Source organism: Actinoplanes rectilineatus, assembly GCF_000962825.1.
Classification (GTDB): Bacteria; Actinomycetota; Actinomycetes; order Mycobacteriales; family Micromonosporaceae; genus Actinoplanes; species Actinoplanes rectilineatus.
In genome coordinates this window covers 1-15,244 of sequence record NZ_JZKF01000038.1, presented here as the reverse complement: position 1 = coordinate 15,244, position 15,244 = coordinate 1, and the positions used below count along the sequence as shown (strand labels likewise).

The window sequence follows — 15,244 nt, the reverse complement described above, 5'->3', positions numbered from 1 at the left end:
CGGGATCTTTCGGACGAATACCCAAGGCTATGATTACTTGACGTAGCGTTGCGGCGTTGGCGGATTCGTCAAGGTATCTGTCGGCAACGCGCTACTAACTCCGTGCGGACACCTGACGCGGCGACACTGAATGTGCCGTCGCGAAGGGGACATCCGTGATGACCACCTCGCCCATTGAACGGGCCGCAGATCAGTTCGTTACGGCGCTGGCGCAATGGCGGGTCGAGCGCGGGATGACCAAGAAGCAACTTGCCGCGCGCATGGGCTTCGATCCCTCCTACGTCAGCCACGTCGAAGGCCGCCGGCACAAACCCACCGAGGACTTCGCCCGCCGGGCCGAAGCGGTCCTGGGCGCGGGCGGCATGATCTGGCAACGCTTCCAGGAGTACGACGAACTCCGTCACGCCCGCGGGTCCACACTGCACCGTGACCCGCCCGTGCCGGTCCAGTGGCTGCCACCCGGCACCGGGCTCGTCGTGGAGCAGGAGATCGCCGAGCTGATCTACACCGACGGCGCGTACCGGTGCCGGGTGCGGCGGGCCCTCTACAACGCCGGTGTCGAACCGGTCACCCGCTACCTGGCGAAGATCTCCGTGGACCGGTACCCGCACGACCCGGCCGGTTCCAACCGCCACCACCGGGACAACCCGCTCACGTTCGAGGAGATGGATGTGCGGGCCCTGGCCGGCGAGGGACAGGCCGCCGAGCCGATGCAGTGGCGGGTCAAACTCGACCGGGACGCCGCCAAGGAGATCTGGCTGCTGTTCGCCAACGAGCGCGGGCAGTTCCCGCTCTACCCCGGCGAACGGACGATGATCGAGTACGCGTACACCGTCGGCGAGGAGAAATGGGGCCAGTGGTTCCAGCGGGCCGTACGCCTGCCGACCCGCTCGCTGACGGTCCGCCTCAACTTCCCCGAGACGTTCGAGGCGCAGGTCTGGGGTGTGGAGGCCTCGCTGGCCGCCGAGGTGCCGGTGCGTACCCCCCTGGAACGCCACACCGAGGGAGGCCGCGCCATCTTCGAATGGTCCACCGACGCGCCGCTGCTCAACGCCCGGTACCGCCTGGAGTGGCGATTCCGGGGTGCGGGCGCCCCGGTCTACGACGAACTCGGGCCGGCTGAACCGGTCCTGCCGCGAGCCTCCCACCAGATGCGGGGCATCGGCATCATCCAGCGCGGCTCCGACCTGCTCCGGCAGCGGGCCCGGCACTTCCAGCTGCCCCGGGAGACCGGTTCCGCCCAGGAGGCCGTCACCCGGCTGCTCACCTCGCTGGGCCGGCTGGAGGACCTGCACGAGTTCAGCAAGGGCGTGGGCCTGGCCGCGATCCAGATCGGCGTGCCGGTGGCGGCCGCCGTGGTGCGCCCGCCGGAACGCGACACCGACCCGGTCGTCCTGCTCAACCCGCGGGTGGTCGGCGAATCCCCGGAACTCGACGAGCAATATGAGGGCTGCCTGTCGTTCTTCGACTACCGCGGACTGGTGGCCCGACCGCTGCAGATCCACGTGGAGCACGCCCGGTTCGACGGGACACGGGTGGTCACCACGTTCGAGCGGGCGCTGGCCCGGCTGATCAGCCACGAGATCGACCACCTGGAGGGCCGGCTCTACGTCGACCGGATGGAATCCGACTCGAAACTGCTGCCGGTCGCGCAGTACCAGCAGAGCGGACGCCCCTGGGACTACTGATCCGTGAAGCTGTCGTACTTGATGCGCATCGGCGGCACCTGCAACTCGGCGAGATTCCGCAGGGTCGCCTTCACCATCGCCCCCGACCCGGAGACGAAGAAGTCGTGCTCCTGCCACGGCCCGTACCGGGACACCACGTCGGAGATCTTCCCCTGCTCGCCGGAGAAGGTGGGGTCGTCGCTGCACGCGGTCACCACCGACAGCCACGGATAGCGGGCCGCCAGCCGGTTCAGTTCGGCCAGGTCGTACAGGTCGTCGCGGTTGCGGGCACCGAAGAAGACGTGCACCCAGCGGGTCCGGTTGTACCGGGTCAGCTCCTCCAGCAGCGACTTGATCGGCGCCAGGCCGGTCCCACCGGCCACGAACACCGCATCCCTGGTCGACCGCCGGTCCAGCGTCATCGCACCCATCGGCGCGGCCAGCTTGATCATGTCGCCGACCGCGAGCTTGCGGACCAGCGCGCTGGACACCCAGCCGGCACCGACCGCGCGGACGTGGAACTCCAGCGTGTTGTCACGCCGCGGGGCGTTCGCCGGCGAGTAGGTGCGCCACAGCCGCGGCTGGTGACGCGGGCACTCGAGGCTCAGGTACTGCCCGGCCCGGAAGTCCAGCGGCTGCATCGGCAGCACGGTGAAGACGGCTATGTCGCTGGAGCGGCGCTCGTGCGCCACCACCTCGGCATACCAGTACGGCGGACTGGTGTCGGCCTCCGCCCCGGCCAGCATCTTCGAGGCGATCACCGCGTACGCGTCCGCCCACGCCTGGTCGTACTCGACACCCCACTCCTCGCCGGCGAACGCTCGCATCGCCTCGATCAATGCCCCGCCCACAACCTCGTAGTGTTCCGGTTCCACGTGGAACTTCCGGTGGTCCCGGCCGAGCGCACGCAGGTAGTCGTCGAACCTGTCCGGATCGCCGAGCGTCTGCACCGAGGTGACGATCGCGCCCAGCAGCCGGGCACGCTGCACGTCCATGTGCACCGGGAAGAGATCACGCAGATCCGGGTGCGACAGGAAGATGCGGGCGTAGAAATAGCCGGCGACCTTGTCCTGATGCTCCTCGACGAGGCTCCAGCTCTCCTTGAGCAAGCGTGCGAGGTCTCCCATGCATTCAGGGTGGTCAGCGCAGTCGGGTACACGACGCACCAAAAGTGCGACTCGTCACCCTCTCCGGCGCGTCGTTTGGCGAATTAGGTGTGTTTGTGCCTGCCGTAAAGTTGCCGGGTGACCCTGGAAGAGCGGCAGCAGTCCACCCGCACGGTGTACATCGTCGAGATCGGCATCGTCCTGCTGCTGTCCCTCGGCAAGTCCGCGATCTACTCCGTGGTCTCGCTGACCGCCAGCCTCACCGCAGCCACCCCGCTCGCCCAGCAGACCGCCACCCTCAACGCCAGCCAGTCGCCCCGGCCGTACTTCGACCTCACGTACCAACTGTTGAAGATCTTCTTCGCGTTGATCCCGGTCGTACTCGCCCTCTTCCTGCTGTGGCGCGACCGGATCTCCCCCACCCGTGAGATGGGCATCGACTTCCGCAGACCCGGCTTCGACGCGGGCTGGGGCGCGGGCCTCGCCGCCGGCATCGGGCTTCCCGGCCTCCTTCTCGTGTACGCCGCGCTACAGCTCGGCATCAGCGCGCAGATCGTGCCCGCCGCCCTGGAGCCGTACTGGTGGGCGGTGCCGGTGCTGACACTCGCCGCCGTGCAGAACGCGGTGCTCGAAGAGGTGCTGGTGGTCGGATACCTGATCACCAGGCTGAAGGCGATGAACGTGTCCCCGGCCTGGATCATCGTGTGCTCGTCGGTACTGCGCGGCTCCTACCACCTGTACCAAGGCTTCGGCGGCTTCATCGGCAACGTGGTGATGGGCGTGGTGTTCGCCCTGTTCTACCTGCGGACCAAGCGGGTGATGCCGCTGATCGTCGCGCACAGCCTGCTCGACATCGTGGCGTTCGTCGGGTACGCCTCGATGCCCGACGAGTGGCTGACCTGGCTCAAGTCTGACCCGTCCTAGACCCTTCAATCTCTTATTTCGGGTACGCCCGAACTGCTCTGAATCGACGCTGAGCCCGGACCGCGACCGCCTCCGCCGTCGAGTGCGCGGTGACGGCGGTGGCGAGCAGCGTCAGCCCGGGGAAAGCGCGCCCGGTCAGTCGCAGGGCGGCCCACGCGCCGGCCGATCCGGCCAGGTTCCGCCGATCCAGGTGCAGGCAGGCCAGCAGGTCCTCGGCGCGGCGCGGATCCGTGGCGTCCAGCCCGTAGACGGCGGCGAGATGCAGGACCAGCCCGGCGTGGGTGACCACGCCGGAGGCGAAGAGGGCGGCCGGGGTGTACGCGCCGGCGAACGAGCCGAGAGCGCCGCGGACGGCGGCAGCCCGGGCGAACCGCTGCACGGCGAGGCGGGCCAGAGCGTCCGGGGTGGCCCGCGGGTAGGAGGCTCGGGTGCGGGCGGCCCAGGCGGCGGCTCGCGGCCCGAGCTGTTGGACGGCGGCGCTGGCCAGGGTCTCCGGGGCCCGATCGGGTGAGTTCCGAAGGTCACGGGCCAGGGTGTCCAGGAACGGCGGCGCAGGGGCCGCTTCGGGGACAGCCTTCTTGGCCGCTTTCCGGGGTGCCGCGCGTTTCGCGGGGGCGGCCCTCTTGACGGGCGGGACCGCTGCCCCCGGCGCCGGCGACGGCTGGGGCGGGACCACGGGCGGGCGGGAAGCCGCCTTACGCGGGGTTCGCGGAACACCTCCGCTCTTCGGGGAGGGGACCTCTGCGGGTGGGGAGGTGTGGCGCGTACCCCCTGAAGGTTCTGAAGAGTGACCTTCGGCACCCTGGCCAGGTTGCGGGGGTTGGAAAGTCACCGCCGGAGGCACACCGCGACGCGCCCGGCCACGCGCCGGACGCCCCTCGGAGCCCTCAGGCTCGGGCGCGCTGAACGAGGCCCGCGGATCCCGAGCCCGCGGAGCTTGGGGACCAGAGTCTTCCTCCATCGCACGCAGCCTAGTCCCTCCCGCGACGTTTCGCCTGTTCGTGACCCCTTGGGAAGATCTTTCGCGGGTTGTGGGGCATCCTCTTTGTGCGACGCTCATGGGGTCCGGTATTCTCAAGCCTCGGTAGCTTCAGGGCTGCCGGGGAGACTTCGCCTAGTCTGGTCTATGGCGCCGCACTGCTAATGCGGTTGGGGTTTTAAAGCCCCTCCCGGGTTCGAATCCCGGAGTCTCCGCGCGAAAGTCGGTGTTGTAGGCTGACTGAGCAACACAGGGAGCGCCCGTAGCTCAATGGATAGAGCATCTGACTACGGATCAGAAGGTTAGGGGTTCGAGTCCCTTCGGGCGCACAAGGTAATCAAGGCCGTGAACTGCAGAAATGCGGTCACGGCCTTGTTGCTTTCCCGGGTTCGGCTCTGGTTGTCCCACACGATGGGGCCGTGGTGATCGGATGGTGATCGCGTGTCGCAGGCGTGTCGATCCCTTTGGGAATTCGCCCGATCGGGCTTTGAACCCGTCAATCGCGTGGAGGCATGATGAGCGCCGAAGCCGTAGGCGCGGGAATGCCGACCCAGGTGACGCTGGACGACCTTGCCCAGATGGCTGCCGCTGACGAGAACCATCGTTACGAACTGAGCCCTGAGGGAGTGCTGTCAGTCGTGCCGCCTGCGGATCCCGACCATGCGTTGCTCGTCTCCAGGATGTTCGCCTGGTTTCTGACCAACGGCTATGGTCCGGAACAGGTCGTTACGGACTGTGGCATCGACGTTGGTGGTGGACGGGTGCCTGACCTCACGGTGTGGGCGGAGGGGATGCCCCCGCGTCGCGCCCGGTCGAGTTATGCCGGTACGGCGGGGCTGCTGCTCGCGATCGAGGTCGTGTCCCGGGGTTCCGAGGTGATCGACCGGGTGATCAAGAAGGCGGAGTATGCGAAGGCTGGGATTCCGCACTATTGGATCGTCGAGCGCGACAGCGTCACTGCCGTGCACCGGCACAGTCTCAACGTCGAGACCGGTGAGTACGAGCCGGACCCCAGCGGTGCGCAACCCATCGCATGGCTGTTGACCACCGTTCCTGAGGTCTCCTGAGCTGGAGTGTTCGGCTCAGGATGCGGGACGTGGTGATCCCATGGCGATCGATCGGCTCGGTGCCGGGGTCGCCGTCACTGATCCGGCAGGAGCCCGTGGATGTGCTCGCGGGCGTTGGCGGCTCGGAAGTCGGGAAAGCCGGCCAGTAGGGAATCGGCTTCTCGCCAGTGTTGCCGGGCCTCCTCGGGGCGGCTGTCCTCGGCCAGGTCGAGGGCGAGGTGGCTGAGTGCGAGTGCGAGTTGCCAGGTGTCGTGGAGTTGCCGGTGGACGGCGACTGCACGCCGGTGGAAGGCGACGGCTTCCTCCGGCTGGCCGAGTGCTCGGTATGCCTCGCCGGCCTCGTCGAGTGCCAGTGCCTCACGGCTCTGATCGCCGATGGTGCGCTGGATGGTGGCGGCTCGGTGGGCTGCTTCGAGGGCGATGGCCGGCCGGCCGGACGCGCGTTCGAGCCGGGCGTACTCGACGAGCCAGTGTGCCGTCCAGAGTCGGTTGGTGTGTTTGTCGGCGATGTCGAGGGCTCGGGTGATGGCCTGCCGGGCGTCGTCGAGGTGGCCGAGTTCCCGCAGGCTCATGCTGAGGAAGAACAGTGAGTTGCCCTCCTGGCCCTCGTCGCCGATCTCGCGTTGGACGGCGACCGCGTTCTCCAGAAGGGTGACGACCCCGGTGAGGTCGCCGGTCTCGTAGGCGGCTTCGGCGATGTTGCTGAGCAGCAGTGCCTGCCAGCGCCGGTTACCGAGGCGTTCGAAGATGGCCGGGTGGACTCGTTGCGCTTGAGCTCACAGTCCAGCGCGCCACGGCCCGGGGTGTCGCCTCCAGGTCAACGGGCGCGGGATCTCTGCAACTGTCTTGCTGATCTCGAACGAGCCGGTGACGGCGCAGCATTCATTGAGCTTCTCCACCAAGCCGCCTGCGGGCCTGACCTGTGACGTGTGCCATGAACTTCTGAATGACATGCTGCCGAAGGATGCAACGCTGAGGATCTATTTTAGAATAAAAGACGGCTCGATCTTTGAATCTAAAGAATATGTTGGAAATGCCAAATAGGTAATGTAAATCTGCCGCGCCTCTTTCGCCTTCGCGTTACCTCCCTGGTTCGCGCCAGTCTGCGTCAGCAATGCCTCTAAATTTTGAGAGGTTTGCGCGATCGGTTGCGGCTGCGCCGACATCCCAGCCGGAGCCGCTACCCGATTCGCCTACCTCTACGAGCGTTTCCGGTCCAATGAAAAGTCGAAAGCCGGATGCAGGCCATCTCCATTTTGGGAAGCCGATCTCGTCGAGTCCGTCCAGAATTTCACTTAGCGTCTGGTCGGAAGCGCCAGTGCATCTAATTCTGCAGCTTGCGCCGAAGACGGTCTCTCTGACCGTGTTGTGAACGAGTAACTGCGAAAGGTTCTCTGAGTTCTTTTCCCAGGTTTCGTACTCTTCTGCGTCAAAAACGGTATCAGGGTTGGCGACGTCGAAACACCATTTCCAATCACCTGTTGAGTCAAGCATGAATGTTGCCGTTCCGTCTTCGTCGGACTCGATCTCATCTAGCGAGATCATTACCGTCGTATATGTCAGTCGGGCATCCCAGAGCGAGGCCAGGTAATGCCATCTCTTCAGTGGTTCGGGCAGCCAAGAATGAGTGCTCGAAGGGTTTTTAGGAGTTTTTGTTGGCGGGCCGTACCAGTTTGTCAGGAAGCTCGGCAGGTCGATGAGTTCCGGATCTAGCATATATCAATTGTCTCACATGCCTGCGGTATCGTCGCTGCCGTGGTGATACGACCTAGCAGCCTCCGAATCGGGGCTACAGAGCTCTAGGGTGAACGGGCTCGGAGGGAACGGATGCTACCCGGGGTTTTGCGGGACAGAATCCGGAAAATCGCGCTCAAAACCAGTTCTGCGCTATCACGGCGGGTCAGCTAGGCATGCCATCGCCTTAGAGTCCGCCTGTCCGGCCGCACCTTACTTCGGCATAGGACGAAGGTGTTCATCTCGAATGGCGTGGCACGTGCATCAATGATGATCTTGTCGGAGGTCCCGAAGTCGGCATGGAGCTGGCGGCCGATGGTCAGGCCAGCCACGGCGCTATTTGGGGTTTTCTGGGGTCGCTTCCGCTGCGGCGGTCACCCTGTCCGGCGGGAACGCCAACAGGCGGCAGCAACCCGGGCCTTGACGGACGACGCCTAGTTGATCTTGGCAGATGACCCACTGGTGCACTGAACAGGGAGGCCACCGGTGCCGCCACTGATCTGCTACATGGGCGGCCCGCCTCACGAAAGCGCAGGCTAGCGGGGGTGACGCACAACAGTGCCGCCGCAGCCCTGGCGCCCGCAAGGCGACTGAGACCGGGAGTGGTGCGCTTCCGGTGGAAAGTCCAGGCTGTCACCCGAAGCGCTACCACGCGAAAGCGGTGATCGCGTGCCTTGAAGGTGTCCTCGTGGTCCGAGCCCAGCGTCTTGGCCCGGACCACGACCACGGCCTGGAACTCCACTTCTCATCCTCGATCGACTTCAGGGACGCCTGCCTCGTCGCTGCGGGGGCCTGATGGTGGAGGCCGAGTCCTCGCGGCGGGCGTCGACGACGACCGCCCGCACCTCCACGCCGTGGCGCTCGGAGGCGATCTGCGCGGCCCGCTTCACCTTGGCGGTCACGCCGGCGGCCATCTCCGCGTCGGTGTAAGCGATCCCGACGAAGTACACCACCTGGACGTCCCCGGCGATCGCGTACACCGGGGCCTGGGCGAGGATGCCGTCCCAGAACTTGGAACTGGCGACGAGCTTCATCTCCACCTGCGCCCGCGCCGACCAGCCCCGGGCGAACTCGAAGTCCACCGAGCCCCGCCCGTGGTCGGCCTCGCCGGCCACCGCGACGTCGCGGCGGCGCTGACGGTGACGGCGAGTACCGCGGGCTGCGACACCGGCAAGGCGTCGACGGATCCGGCGGCGCTCGACGAGGTGGCGCACCGGCTGCGGGTCACCGGGGAGGCCGACTACGCGGATTCGTTCTCGGCGGTGGAGATCACCGACCGGGTGCGGGTGTTCCGCAAGGCCAACGACGCCTTCGACAGGTGGGTGACCGGCGAGTTCACCGACGCGTGCGTCGAGATCCTCGACGTGCCGTACTCGGGTAAGCAGATCCAGGCGATCCTCGACCGTGTCGAAGCCGATCGTGGCTACTGGGAGAGCCAGGGCGTCGTGCTGAACACGGTCAGTGTGGACGTCGACGGGACGATCAAGGTCGGGGTGGACGGCGAGAAGGTCGACGCTGTGCAGGAGAAGATGAACGACCGCTACGACCAGCCGGTGCAGGTGCGTGGGCAGGGCGCTGTGCCGCCGGCGATCGGCGCGCCGGGCTGACCGCCGGGACGGCCGCGCATTCACCGGGGCTCGCGGCGGGTTAACTTTAGATTCCGAATCGCCCATGCCGGGACACGAAAACCCCAAACGGACCATTCTAGTTACGCTCGTGAATACGCGCTACCGTGTTGTTGGTCGAGGGGCGTTATGGTTCCTGCCATGCGCGACACTTCCGCTGGAGGCTCCAAGGGCGCGACCGCGCGAGCGAAGTACTCGTCGAGCGGCTCACCGTTGTCGTACAGCGCGGCGATGAACGCCTGACACCGGTTGATCAGGGCCGGATCGTGCCAGCGACGTGCCGCCTCCAGCACGCCGTCAGCGTCATAGATCGCCTCGTACATGGTCTGCGCGCCGAGGGTGTAAAGCTCGGGCAGCAGGCCGCGGGCCTCTGCCGCCTGGATCGCCTTGGGGCCGATCACGCGGGTGAGACCGCCGTATTCGTGCCGCAGGTTCAACACGTTTCCCATTGCAGGTACGGGGTCAACGGCTCCTCGACGACCCGAACCCGGCGTGTGGCGAAGCCGGCTTTCGCCACCTTCCGGTAGTAATCGTGGAACTCGTCGCGACGCTCCTGGAGGATCCGCATCGCCTCGTCCCACCGGCCTGCGCGAAGGCTTTCCAGCCTTCGTCACCCGGTTCCTGGAAGTGCTGCTGACGTTCCAGCTTCCAGAAGCCCGGTGAACCGGTCTTCCAGAACCGCTGCTCGAAGTCGGCCCAGTATTCATCGAGGCCGAGCCGCTCGCCGACTCGGCCATCGAAGAGATCATGCATCGGTGATGTCCGCCCTCGCTGCGATCATCGTCGACCGGGGGACGATGACGAGCCGCTCGCCCGGATCGACGGGTGAGGTCGGCAGTCGAATTGAAGTCGGCCTCTATCGGCAGGGTCGGTACGCTGCCTGCATGCCCGCTGGTCAAGGTCCTATCGGCAAGCGTCTCCGTCTGGGTAACGAGCTGCGCAAACTTCGGGAGTCCAAGGACTGGTCGGTGACGCATGTCGCCGGCCTCATGGGCTGGAGCCACTCGAAGGTGTCGCGTCTGGAGACCGCGAAGGTGCGGCCCGATGTCGGCGAGGTCATGGATCTTCTCGACGCCTATGGGGTGGGCGGCGAGGAGCATGACCGGTTGGTGTCGCTGACTCGTGAGGCGAACGCGCGAGGCTGGTGGAGGGCGTTCGCGGGGATGCCGGCTCGTCAGATGGGCTTCGCGGAGATGGAGTCCAGCGTTCTCGGGATCCGTGAGCATGCGTTGGTGTACGTGCCGGGTCTTCTGCAGCACCCGGACTATATTCGCCAGCGGTTCAGAGACCGGGACGCGGTCAAGGACTTCGACCTGACGGCGGCGGTGGAGGGCCGGGCGGAGCGACAGAAGATCCTTGACCGTGGTGTCGAGTACGAGGCCGTCCTCGACGAGGCGGTGCTTCGCCGACGTACCGCGCCGCCGGCGGTGATGACGAAGCAGATCCGTCACTTGATCGACGTGGCCTCGCTGGAGAACGTCACCTTGCGCGTGCTGCGTTTCGATGCCGAGGTCGAGTACCTGTCCGCGGCGTTGAACAGCTTCGCCCTCTACCGCTTCGATGACCCTGAGCAGGACGATATGGTGAGCGTCGAGTCCGAGACGAGTGATCTCTGGCTGGGAGATCTTGAGGATCTCGCTCGTTACGTCGTGGTCTTCGACCGGCTCCGAGCGGCGGCCGAGACTCCTGACGCGACACTTGCCTTCCTTCGTTCGCTTGTGGACGAAGCGTGAAAGAGGAACGGGCCATGCAGTTCACAGACTGGCGTAAGAGCACGCGCAGCGGCAACCAGGCCAACTGCGTGATGGTTCGTCACAATTCGACCCACGTGCAGGTGAAGGACTCGAAGAACCCGGAAGGCCCGGTGCTGACCTTCACGCGAGCGGAATGGTCCGCCTTCATCGGCGGAGCCCATGACGGGGAGTTCGACCTGGCTTAATCGCGACGCTTCCGAAAGAGGGCCGGCCCATCGGGTCGGCCCTCTTTCGGCTTGTCATAGCGGACATATCGCCCAATCGCCGTCGCGGCCCTGTACTCGGTGCTGAGAATGTGCAAGCGTGCACATGTGCACAGATCGACGAGATTCAGTCGCTGACGGCATGCGAGTCGCCGCGCGCCCATCCGATCGGGAGGTGTGATGACCGGGACCACGTACTACGCAGATTCGGCAGAAGAGTAGCTCAGGTGTGCTCAGGAGATCCTCGATCAGCACGTGACGTCGAGTGCGACCGGACGATGTCTGGCCTGTGACTCCCTGGGCCCCTGTTGGCGCAGAGAGAACGCGGCGGTGATCTTCTCCCGCACGCTGCGGCTGCCGACCCGTCAGCCCGGCGCCACGCGCCCGGAACTGGTCAGCGCCGTCCGCGTCGGCCCGGGATGCCTTCCGAGAGGCCGGCGAGGACCGAATGCGGAGCACCGCTGAACCTTGTAGGCGCTGCCTGAGGTGGTCGAACGGATGCGTAACGCCTGAGTTCGTACAAGAGCGAAGTGGGGTGGGGTGTGATCTCGCGAGGTGAGTTGTTCGCGGCACTGACCGCTATCGGGGTCGAGGCTGAGGTGCAGATCAGCTTGGACGGCATTCCGTTGGACATCGACGGGCTGGGCCTCGATGAACGGCGTGGCGTGATCTTTCTGCGGCCGCATCCGGAACACGTGCCGGCGGCGTTACGCCGGTTCGTTGCGGAGGTGACCGGCCGCGGTCGCGTGGAACAACCGGGTCGGTGCGACGGCTCGCGGCCACGACGAGCGGTAGGTGTTCGGTGAAGCGCACGCGTGTGCCCGATCGACTGGGCGGAGTTCTGCGGTTGGTGGGCGTGCGAGAGATCGGGGTTCGGCTCGGGGTGTCGCGGCAGTGGGTTCAGCGGTTGGCCGATCGTGCGGACTTCCCGGCGCCGTTTCATGAGTTGACGATGGGCCGGGTCTGGTGGGCGCACGAGGTGGAGGCCTGGATCCGTGACCGGCGGCCGGGAGAGCCGTCGGGCGCAGCCGTCGAGCACAGCGACGAGGACGCTGCCCAGCAGTTGGCCGAGCGGGTCGCCGACCACCTTGCCGAGCGGAGTCATGCCTTCCTCGGGCAGGACCGCATCGACGTGCTCGCGGACCTCTTGCAGCTGTTCCTCGACAACAGCGGGTTTGCCGACGAGGCGTCATCCGAGAATGCCGGGGCGCGGCGAACGGAGCAGGGTCAGCGCGATTCCGGTGTGCGCTGACCTCTGCTTCGTGTGGGGCTGGGCTATGCGGCTTTGCGGGGGATGAGGTTGGCGGCGTCGTCGGCGTTGGGGCGGCGGAGGTCGAGGCGTACCGGTGGTTGGCCGCTGGTTTTGACGAGGTGGTCGAAGCGGGCGCTGATGGTCTGGGGGTGTCAGGGCTGTCCGTCGGGGCGGACGAAGAACAGTCCGGTGTTCGGCCAGGTGTTGCCGTTGACCTGTTGCCGGCGGTGGCGCACGTCGAGGTAGGCGGTGAGCCCGGCGATGGGAGTCATTAGATTCCTTGATGGCCAGTCCGGCGGGCTGCGAGCCTGGGAGACGGATTCAAGAGGTTCATCGTCGTATTTACAAGAAAGGGGTAAAGTAATGGTTCTGAGCGCAGAAGAAGCTCGCCAGAAAGCTGAGAATTTTCTCGATCTGAACGTGCGTCCTCAAATGTCGTTCGAGGTTGTCATCCTGGATGATTACATCAAGTATGAAGGAGACTCGTGGCTTTTCCCGTATAACGGAAAAGGCTACATAGAAGAGGATAGGCTATCGGAGATAATGGCCGGAAATATTCCAATCAGAGTCTTCAAGGCCAACGGTGAGACTGGATTCGATCGAAGAGGCTGATCTTATTTCGTGGTTCGAGAGCACCCCGCTGGATGTAGCCTCCGAGTAGGGTGTCGAACGGCGGCCCAGTCGCCGAGTTAATGAAGATGTGCTGCCCCGAGGCTTCGGCCTCGGGGTAGAGCCAAAGCAAATTTCGTTGATCTTCGTTGTGTCCGGTAGTTCCGGTAGGCCGCCGACCGGGTTGCGGAACTCCCGTAACCCCTGGTCGACGCCACGGGCGCCCGCCGGCATCCCGTCCCGGGTATCCGAATCCCATCAGGTCGTGACACCCTGCGCTGGCTGGCCGAGAGTCGACGCCGCGGTCATGGACCGGCTGATGTGCACCTGGTTCACCACCCGACGACCACCGCCGGAACCGGGCTCGCCCCAGACAACAAGACCGTCCGTAACACCCACGCCAGTACCGGCCTGGACGTGCAACTGTTCGTCGCCATGCGACAACCACGACGCCGCCGTGGTTGTCGCATGGGTCCGAGTCTCCGGCCGACACCACCGAGGTCACCCAGATCGCCGCCCTGCTCGACCCCCTCGACATCACCGCTGTGGGTCCGCCGTCGGTGAGGGTCTCAACCCGGTCTTCCCATCGCTGGGCCGACCTGCCGGTGGCCTTCTCTGCTCCTATGATGCTCGCGACATCTACATCGGGAGATGGTTTGTTGATCCACACATTCCGGTCGGCGGTCGTGATCACGGCTGCCGCCGTCATCGCCGCCGGCCTCGGCGGCCCGGCCCAGGCATCGAGCTACGGCTCCGCCCGAGTGAGCGGTACGACGGTTCTCTTCGCCGCCGCCACCGGCGTCACCAACAAGGTCGTGATCACCCGCTCCGGGCGGACCGTCACCGTCGACGACCGGGTGGCGATCGAGCCTGGCAAGGGCTGCAAGCAGGTCAAAGGCGACAAGACCCGGGTCCGCTGTACGACGAAGAAGGCGCCCGTCAAGGCCCTCGTCAACACCTGGGACCACAACGACTCGATCGTCAACAAGAGCGATCTGAAGATGGAGGCGTACGGCGGCCCCGGCAACGACAAGATCGTCGGAGGCCCGAAGGCGGACGTCCTGTACGGCGACGACATGTGCGCGCGGAAATCCGGCAACGACAAGATCTACGGCAAGGCCGGCAACGACCTGATCTACGCCGGCGACGGTGCCGACTACGTCTCCGCGGGCGACGGCAACGACCGGGTCCTCGGCGACAGCGACTGCACCACCGCGCCCGACCACGCCGGCAACGACGTCATCCACGGCGGAAACGGCAACGACGACCTGTTCGGCGACAGCGGCAACGACAAGCTGTACGGCGGAAACGGCAACGACTTCCTCAACGGCTGGTACGGCGCAGACCGGATCGAGGGCGGCGCCGGCGACGACCAGCTGTACGGCGACCCCGACGACCGCAGGGTCTCCGCCGACGTCCTGCTCGGCGGCACCGGCAACGACCTGGTCGACTACCAGGGATACAAGAAGCCCCTCACGATTTCCCTGAACGGCGCGTCCCGCGACGACGGCATCGCCGGCGAACACGACACCGTCGGTGCCGACGTCGAACGCCTCAACGGCGGCGCCGGCAACGACACCCTCACCGGCAACGCCGCGGCCAACACCATCTCCGGCGAGGCGGGCAACGACGTCATCCGCGGCGGCGGCGGCAACGACACCCTGTGGGGCGGCGAGGGCGACAACAAGCTGTACGGCGAGGCGGGCGACGACACCCTCCTCACCTACTACGGCGTCAACCTCCTCGACGGCGGCCCGAACACCGACGAGTGCCACGGCCGCTGGGACGCCGTCACCCTGGTCTCCTGCGAAACCTTCGCCGGCTAGCGGCCACCGGCACGAGCGTCATCGGGGTCGATACCCACTGAACGCAGCAGGTCGTGTAACCGGCCCTGGACGTCCACCCGGGCGTCCAGGGCTCGTACCGCGGCCTCGGATGCACGTTTCGTGAGCTGATCGAGTTCGGTCTCCTTGGCACGATCCATCGTTGCCTCCCCGCACGGTCGGATCGTCGTCGAGCATGGCGACGAGCATGGCGCGGGCATGGCGGATGTTCGAACGTAACGTGCCGACTTTGGCAGCGCCGCTCTCGAGTGCGGACCGGACTCGCCCGAGCCCAGAAACTCGACCACGCCGCGGACACGTTCGTGCACCGCACCGCACCGTCCCGGCCCCGTTCACCGGAACGGTCCCCGACGCCGCGCATCCGGGCGGCTAGACACCTAATCGCAGTCAGGGTCTGCCTCTGTGGTGATTTCGGGCGCTCAGCACGCCCGAATTCACCACACCCACAACAGCGTGGTGATTTGGGGCGTCCAGCGCGCC

The 15,244-nt window shown here is 66.0% G+C and carries 17 protein-coding genes and 2 tRNA genes; 11 read left to right on the top strand and 8 right to left on the bottom strand.

Annotated features, from left to right (window positions below):
- Positions 1-158 precede the first annotated feature (158 nt).
- Positions 159-1,688: a peptide deformylase gene (locus tag WH85_RS26030; RefSeq protein WP_045744632.1), complete on the top strand. Its 1,530-nt coding sequence runs from the start codon at positions 159-161 to the stop codon at positions 1,686-1,688.
- Here WH85_RS26030 and WH85_RS26025 read toward each other — a convergent pair.
- A complete protein-coding gene (locus WH85_RS26025; protein ID WP_045744631.1) occupies positions 1,682-2,794 on the bottom strand; it encodes a globin domain-containing protein in 1,113 nt (370 codons plus the stop codon). The two genes, WH85_RS26030 and WH85_RS26025, sit on opposite strands and share 7 nt — an antisense overlap.
- A 117-nt stretch (positions 2,795-2,911) precedes the next feature.
- On the opposite strand from WH85_RS26025, the gene WH85_RS26020 reads away from it, so the two are divergent.
- Positions 2,912-3,697: a CPBP family intramembrane glutamic endopeptidase gene (locus WH85_RS26020; RefSeq protein ID WP_045744630.1), complete on the top strand. Its 786-nt coding sequence runs from the start codon at positions 2,912-2,914 to the stop codon at positions 3,695-3,697.
- Between the two features lie 13 nt (positions 3,698-3,710).
- Here the strand turns inward: WH85_RS26020 and WH85_RS50715 are convergent, their stop codons facing one another.
- The gene (locus WH85_RS50715) at positions 3,711-4,373 is read right to left on the bottom strand and encodes a hypothetical protein (protein ID WP_052720796.1); all 663 of its coding nucleotides are present in this window, start codon (positions 4,371-4,373) and stop codon (positions 3,711-3,713) included.
- A 427-nt stretch (positions 4,374-4,800) separates the two neighbouring features.
- On the opposite strand from WH85_RS50715, the gene WH85_RS26010 reads away from it, so the two are divergent.
- From WH85_RS26010 to WH85_RS26000, 3 genes are all read left to right on the top strand, one after another.
- Positions 4,801-4,891: transfer RNA gene (locus WH85_RS26010), tRNA-Ser, on the top strand.
- A gap of 41 nt (positions 4,892-4,932) precedes the next feature.
- A tRNA-Arg gene (locus WH85_RS26005) sits at positions 4,933-5,005 on the top strand.
- A gap of 186 nt (positions 5,006-5,191) precedes the next feature.
- Positions 5,192-5,743, top strand: a complete 552-nt coding sequence (locus WH85_RS26000; RefSeq protein ID WP_045744695.1) for a Uma2 family endonuclease — start codon at positions 5,192-5,194, stop codon at positions 5,741-5,743.
- Between the two features lie 74 nt (positions 5,744-5,817).
- Here the strand turns inward: WH85_RS26000 and WH85_RS25995 are convergent, their stop codons facing one another.
- The 3 genes from WH85_RS25995 to WH85_RS25990 form a co-directional block, all read right to left on the bottom strand.
- Positions 5,818-6,453 (bottom strand): tetratricopeptide repeat protein, encoded by a 636-nt coding sequence (locus tag WH85_RS25995; RefSeq protein WP_281179086.1) that lies wholly within the window; start codon positions 6,451-6,453, stop codon positions 5,818-5,820.
- A gap of 370 nt (positions 6,454-6,823) precedes the next feature.
- Complete coding sequence (locus tag WH85_RS50710; protein WP_157411218.1) at positions 6,824-7,459, bottom strand: hypothetical protein; 636 nt, start codon at positions 7,457-7,459, stop codon at positions 6,824-6,826.
- Positions 7,460-8,238: 779 nt separating this feature from the next.
- Positions 8,239-8,559: a hypothetical protein gene (locus tag WH85_RS25990; RefSeq protein WP_045744629.1), complete on the bottom strand. Its 321-nt coding sequence runs from the start codon at positions 8,557-8,559 to the stop codon at positions 8,239-8,241.
- 12 nt (positions 8,560-8,571) lie between these two features.
- On the opposite strand from WH85_RS25990, the gene WH85_RS25985 reads away from it, so the two are divergent.
- Complete coding sequence (locus WH85_RS25985) at positions 8,572-9,084, top strand: hypothetical protein (protein WP_045744628.1); 513 nt, start codon at positions 8,572-8,574, stop codon at positions 9,082-9,084.
- A 101-nt stretch (positions 9,085-9,185) separates the two neighbouring features.
- Here the strand turns inward: WH85_RS25985 and WH85_RS52375 are convergent, their stop codons facing one another.
- Both WH85_RS52375 and WH85_RS53810 read right to left on the bottom strand, forming a co-directional pair.
- Positions 9,186-9,542, bottom strand: a complete 357-nt coding sequence (locus tag WH85_RS52375) for a DUF6879 family protein (protein WP_063775541.1) — start codon at positions 9,540-9,542, stop codon at positions 9,186-9,188.
- Entirely contained in the window at positions 9,536-9,706 is a 171-nt protein-coding gene (locus WH85_RS53810) for a DUF6879 family protein (RefSeq protein WP_342669804.1), read from the bottom strand. Before WH85_RS53810 ends, WH85_RS52375 begins: the two co-directional genes overlap by 7 nt.
- A gap of 154 nt (positions 9,707-9,860) precedes the next feature.
- Between WH85_RS53810 and WH85_RS25975 the strand changes: the two genes are divergently transcribed.
- The 5 genes from WH85_RS25975 (at position 9,861) to WH85_RS25955 (ending at position 14,746) form a co-directional block, all read left to right on the top strand.
- On the top strand, positions 9,861-10,835 hold the full coding sequence (locus WH85_RS25975) for a helix-turn-helix domain-containing protein (RefSeq protein WP_245674101.1): 975 nt from the start codon (positions 9,861-9,863) through the stop codon (positions 10,833-10,835).
- 14 nt (positions 10,836-10,849) lie between these two features.
- Entirely contained in the window at positions 10,850-11,041 is a 192-nt protein-coding gene (locus WH85_RS25970) for a DUF397 domain-containing protein (protein ID WP_045744626.1), read from the top strand.
- A gap of 820 nt (positions 11,042-11,861) precedes the next feature.
- Positions 11,862-12,311, top strand: a complete 450-nt coding sequence (locus WH85_RS53155) for a helix-turn-helix transcriptional regulator (RefSeq protein ID WP_245674093.1) — start codon at positions 11,862-11,864, stop codon at positions 12,309-12,311.
- Positions 12,312-12,674: 363 nt separating this feature from the next.
- Positions 12,675-12,923 carry a YrhB domain-containing protein gene (locus WH85_RS50705; RefSeq protein WP_157411217.1) on the top strand — a complete coding sequence of 83 codons (249 nt, stop codon included), beginning with the start codon at positions 12,675-12,677 and terminating at the stop codon, positions 12,921-12,923.
- 656 nt (positions 12,924-13,579) lie between these two features.
- Positions 13,580-14,746, top strand: a complete 1,167-nt coding sequence (locus WH85_RS25955) for a calcium-binding protein (protein WP_052720794.1) — start codon at positions 13,580-13,582, stop codon at positions 14,744-14,746.
- Here WH85_RS25955 and WH85_RS50700 read toward each other — a convergent pair.
- A complete protein-coding gene (locus WH85_RS50700; protein WP_157411216.1) occupies positions 14,743-14,904 on the bottom strand; it encodes a hypothetical protein in 162 nt (53 codons plus the stop codon). The two genes, WH85_RS25955 and WH85_RS50700, sit on opposite strands and share 4 nt — an antisense overlap.
- Positions 14,905-15,244: the final 340 nt, after the last annotated feature.

Coding starts and splice junctions, on each gene's coding strand:
- WH85_RS26030 (WP_045744632.1), top strand. CDS start 159: ATGACCACCTCGCCCATTGAACGGGCCGCAGATCAGTTCGTTACGGCG.
- WH85_RS26025 (WP_045744631.1), bottom strand. CDS start 2,794: ATGGGAGACCTCGCACGCTTGCTCAAGGAGAGCTGGAGCCTCGTCGAG.
- WH85_RS26000 (WP_045744695.1), top strand. CDS start 5,192: ATGAGCGCCGAAGCCGTAGGCGCGGGAATGCCGACCCAGGTGACGCTG.
- WH85_RS50710 (WP_157411218.1), bottom strand. CDS start 7,459: ATGCTAGATCCGGAACTCATCGACCTGCCGAGCTTCCTGACAAACTGG.
- WH85_RS25975 (WP_245674101.1), top strand. CDS start 9,861: ATGTCCGCCCTCGCTGCGATCATCGTCGACCGGGGGACGATGACGAGC.
- WH85_RS25970 (WP_045744626.1), top strand. CDS start 10,850: ATGCAGTTCACAGACTGGCGTAAGAGCACGCGCAGCGGCAACCAGGCC.
- WH85_RS50705 (WP_157411217.1), top strand. CDS start 12,675: ATGGTTCTGAGCGCAGAAGAAGCTCGCCAGAAAGCTGAGAATTTTCTC.
- WH85_RS50700 (WP_157411216.1), bottom strand. CDS start 14,904: ATGGATCGTGCCAAGGAGACCGAACTCGATCAGCTCACGAAACGTGCA.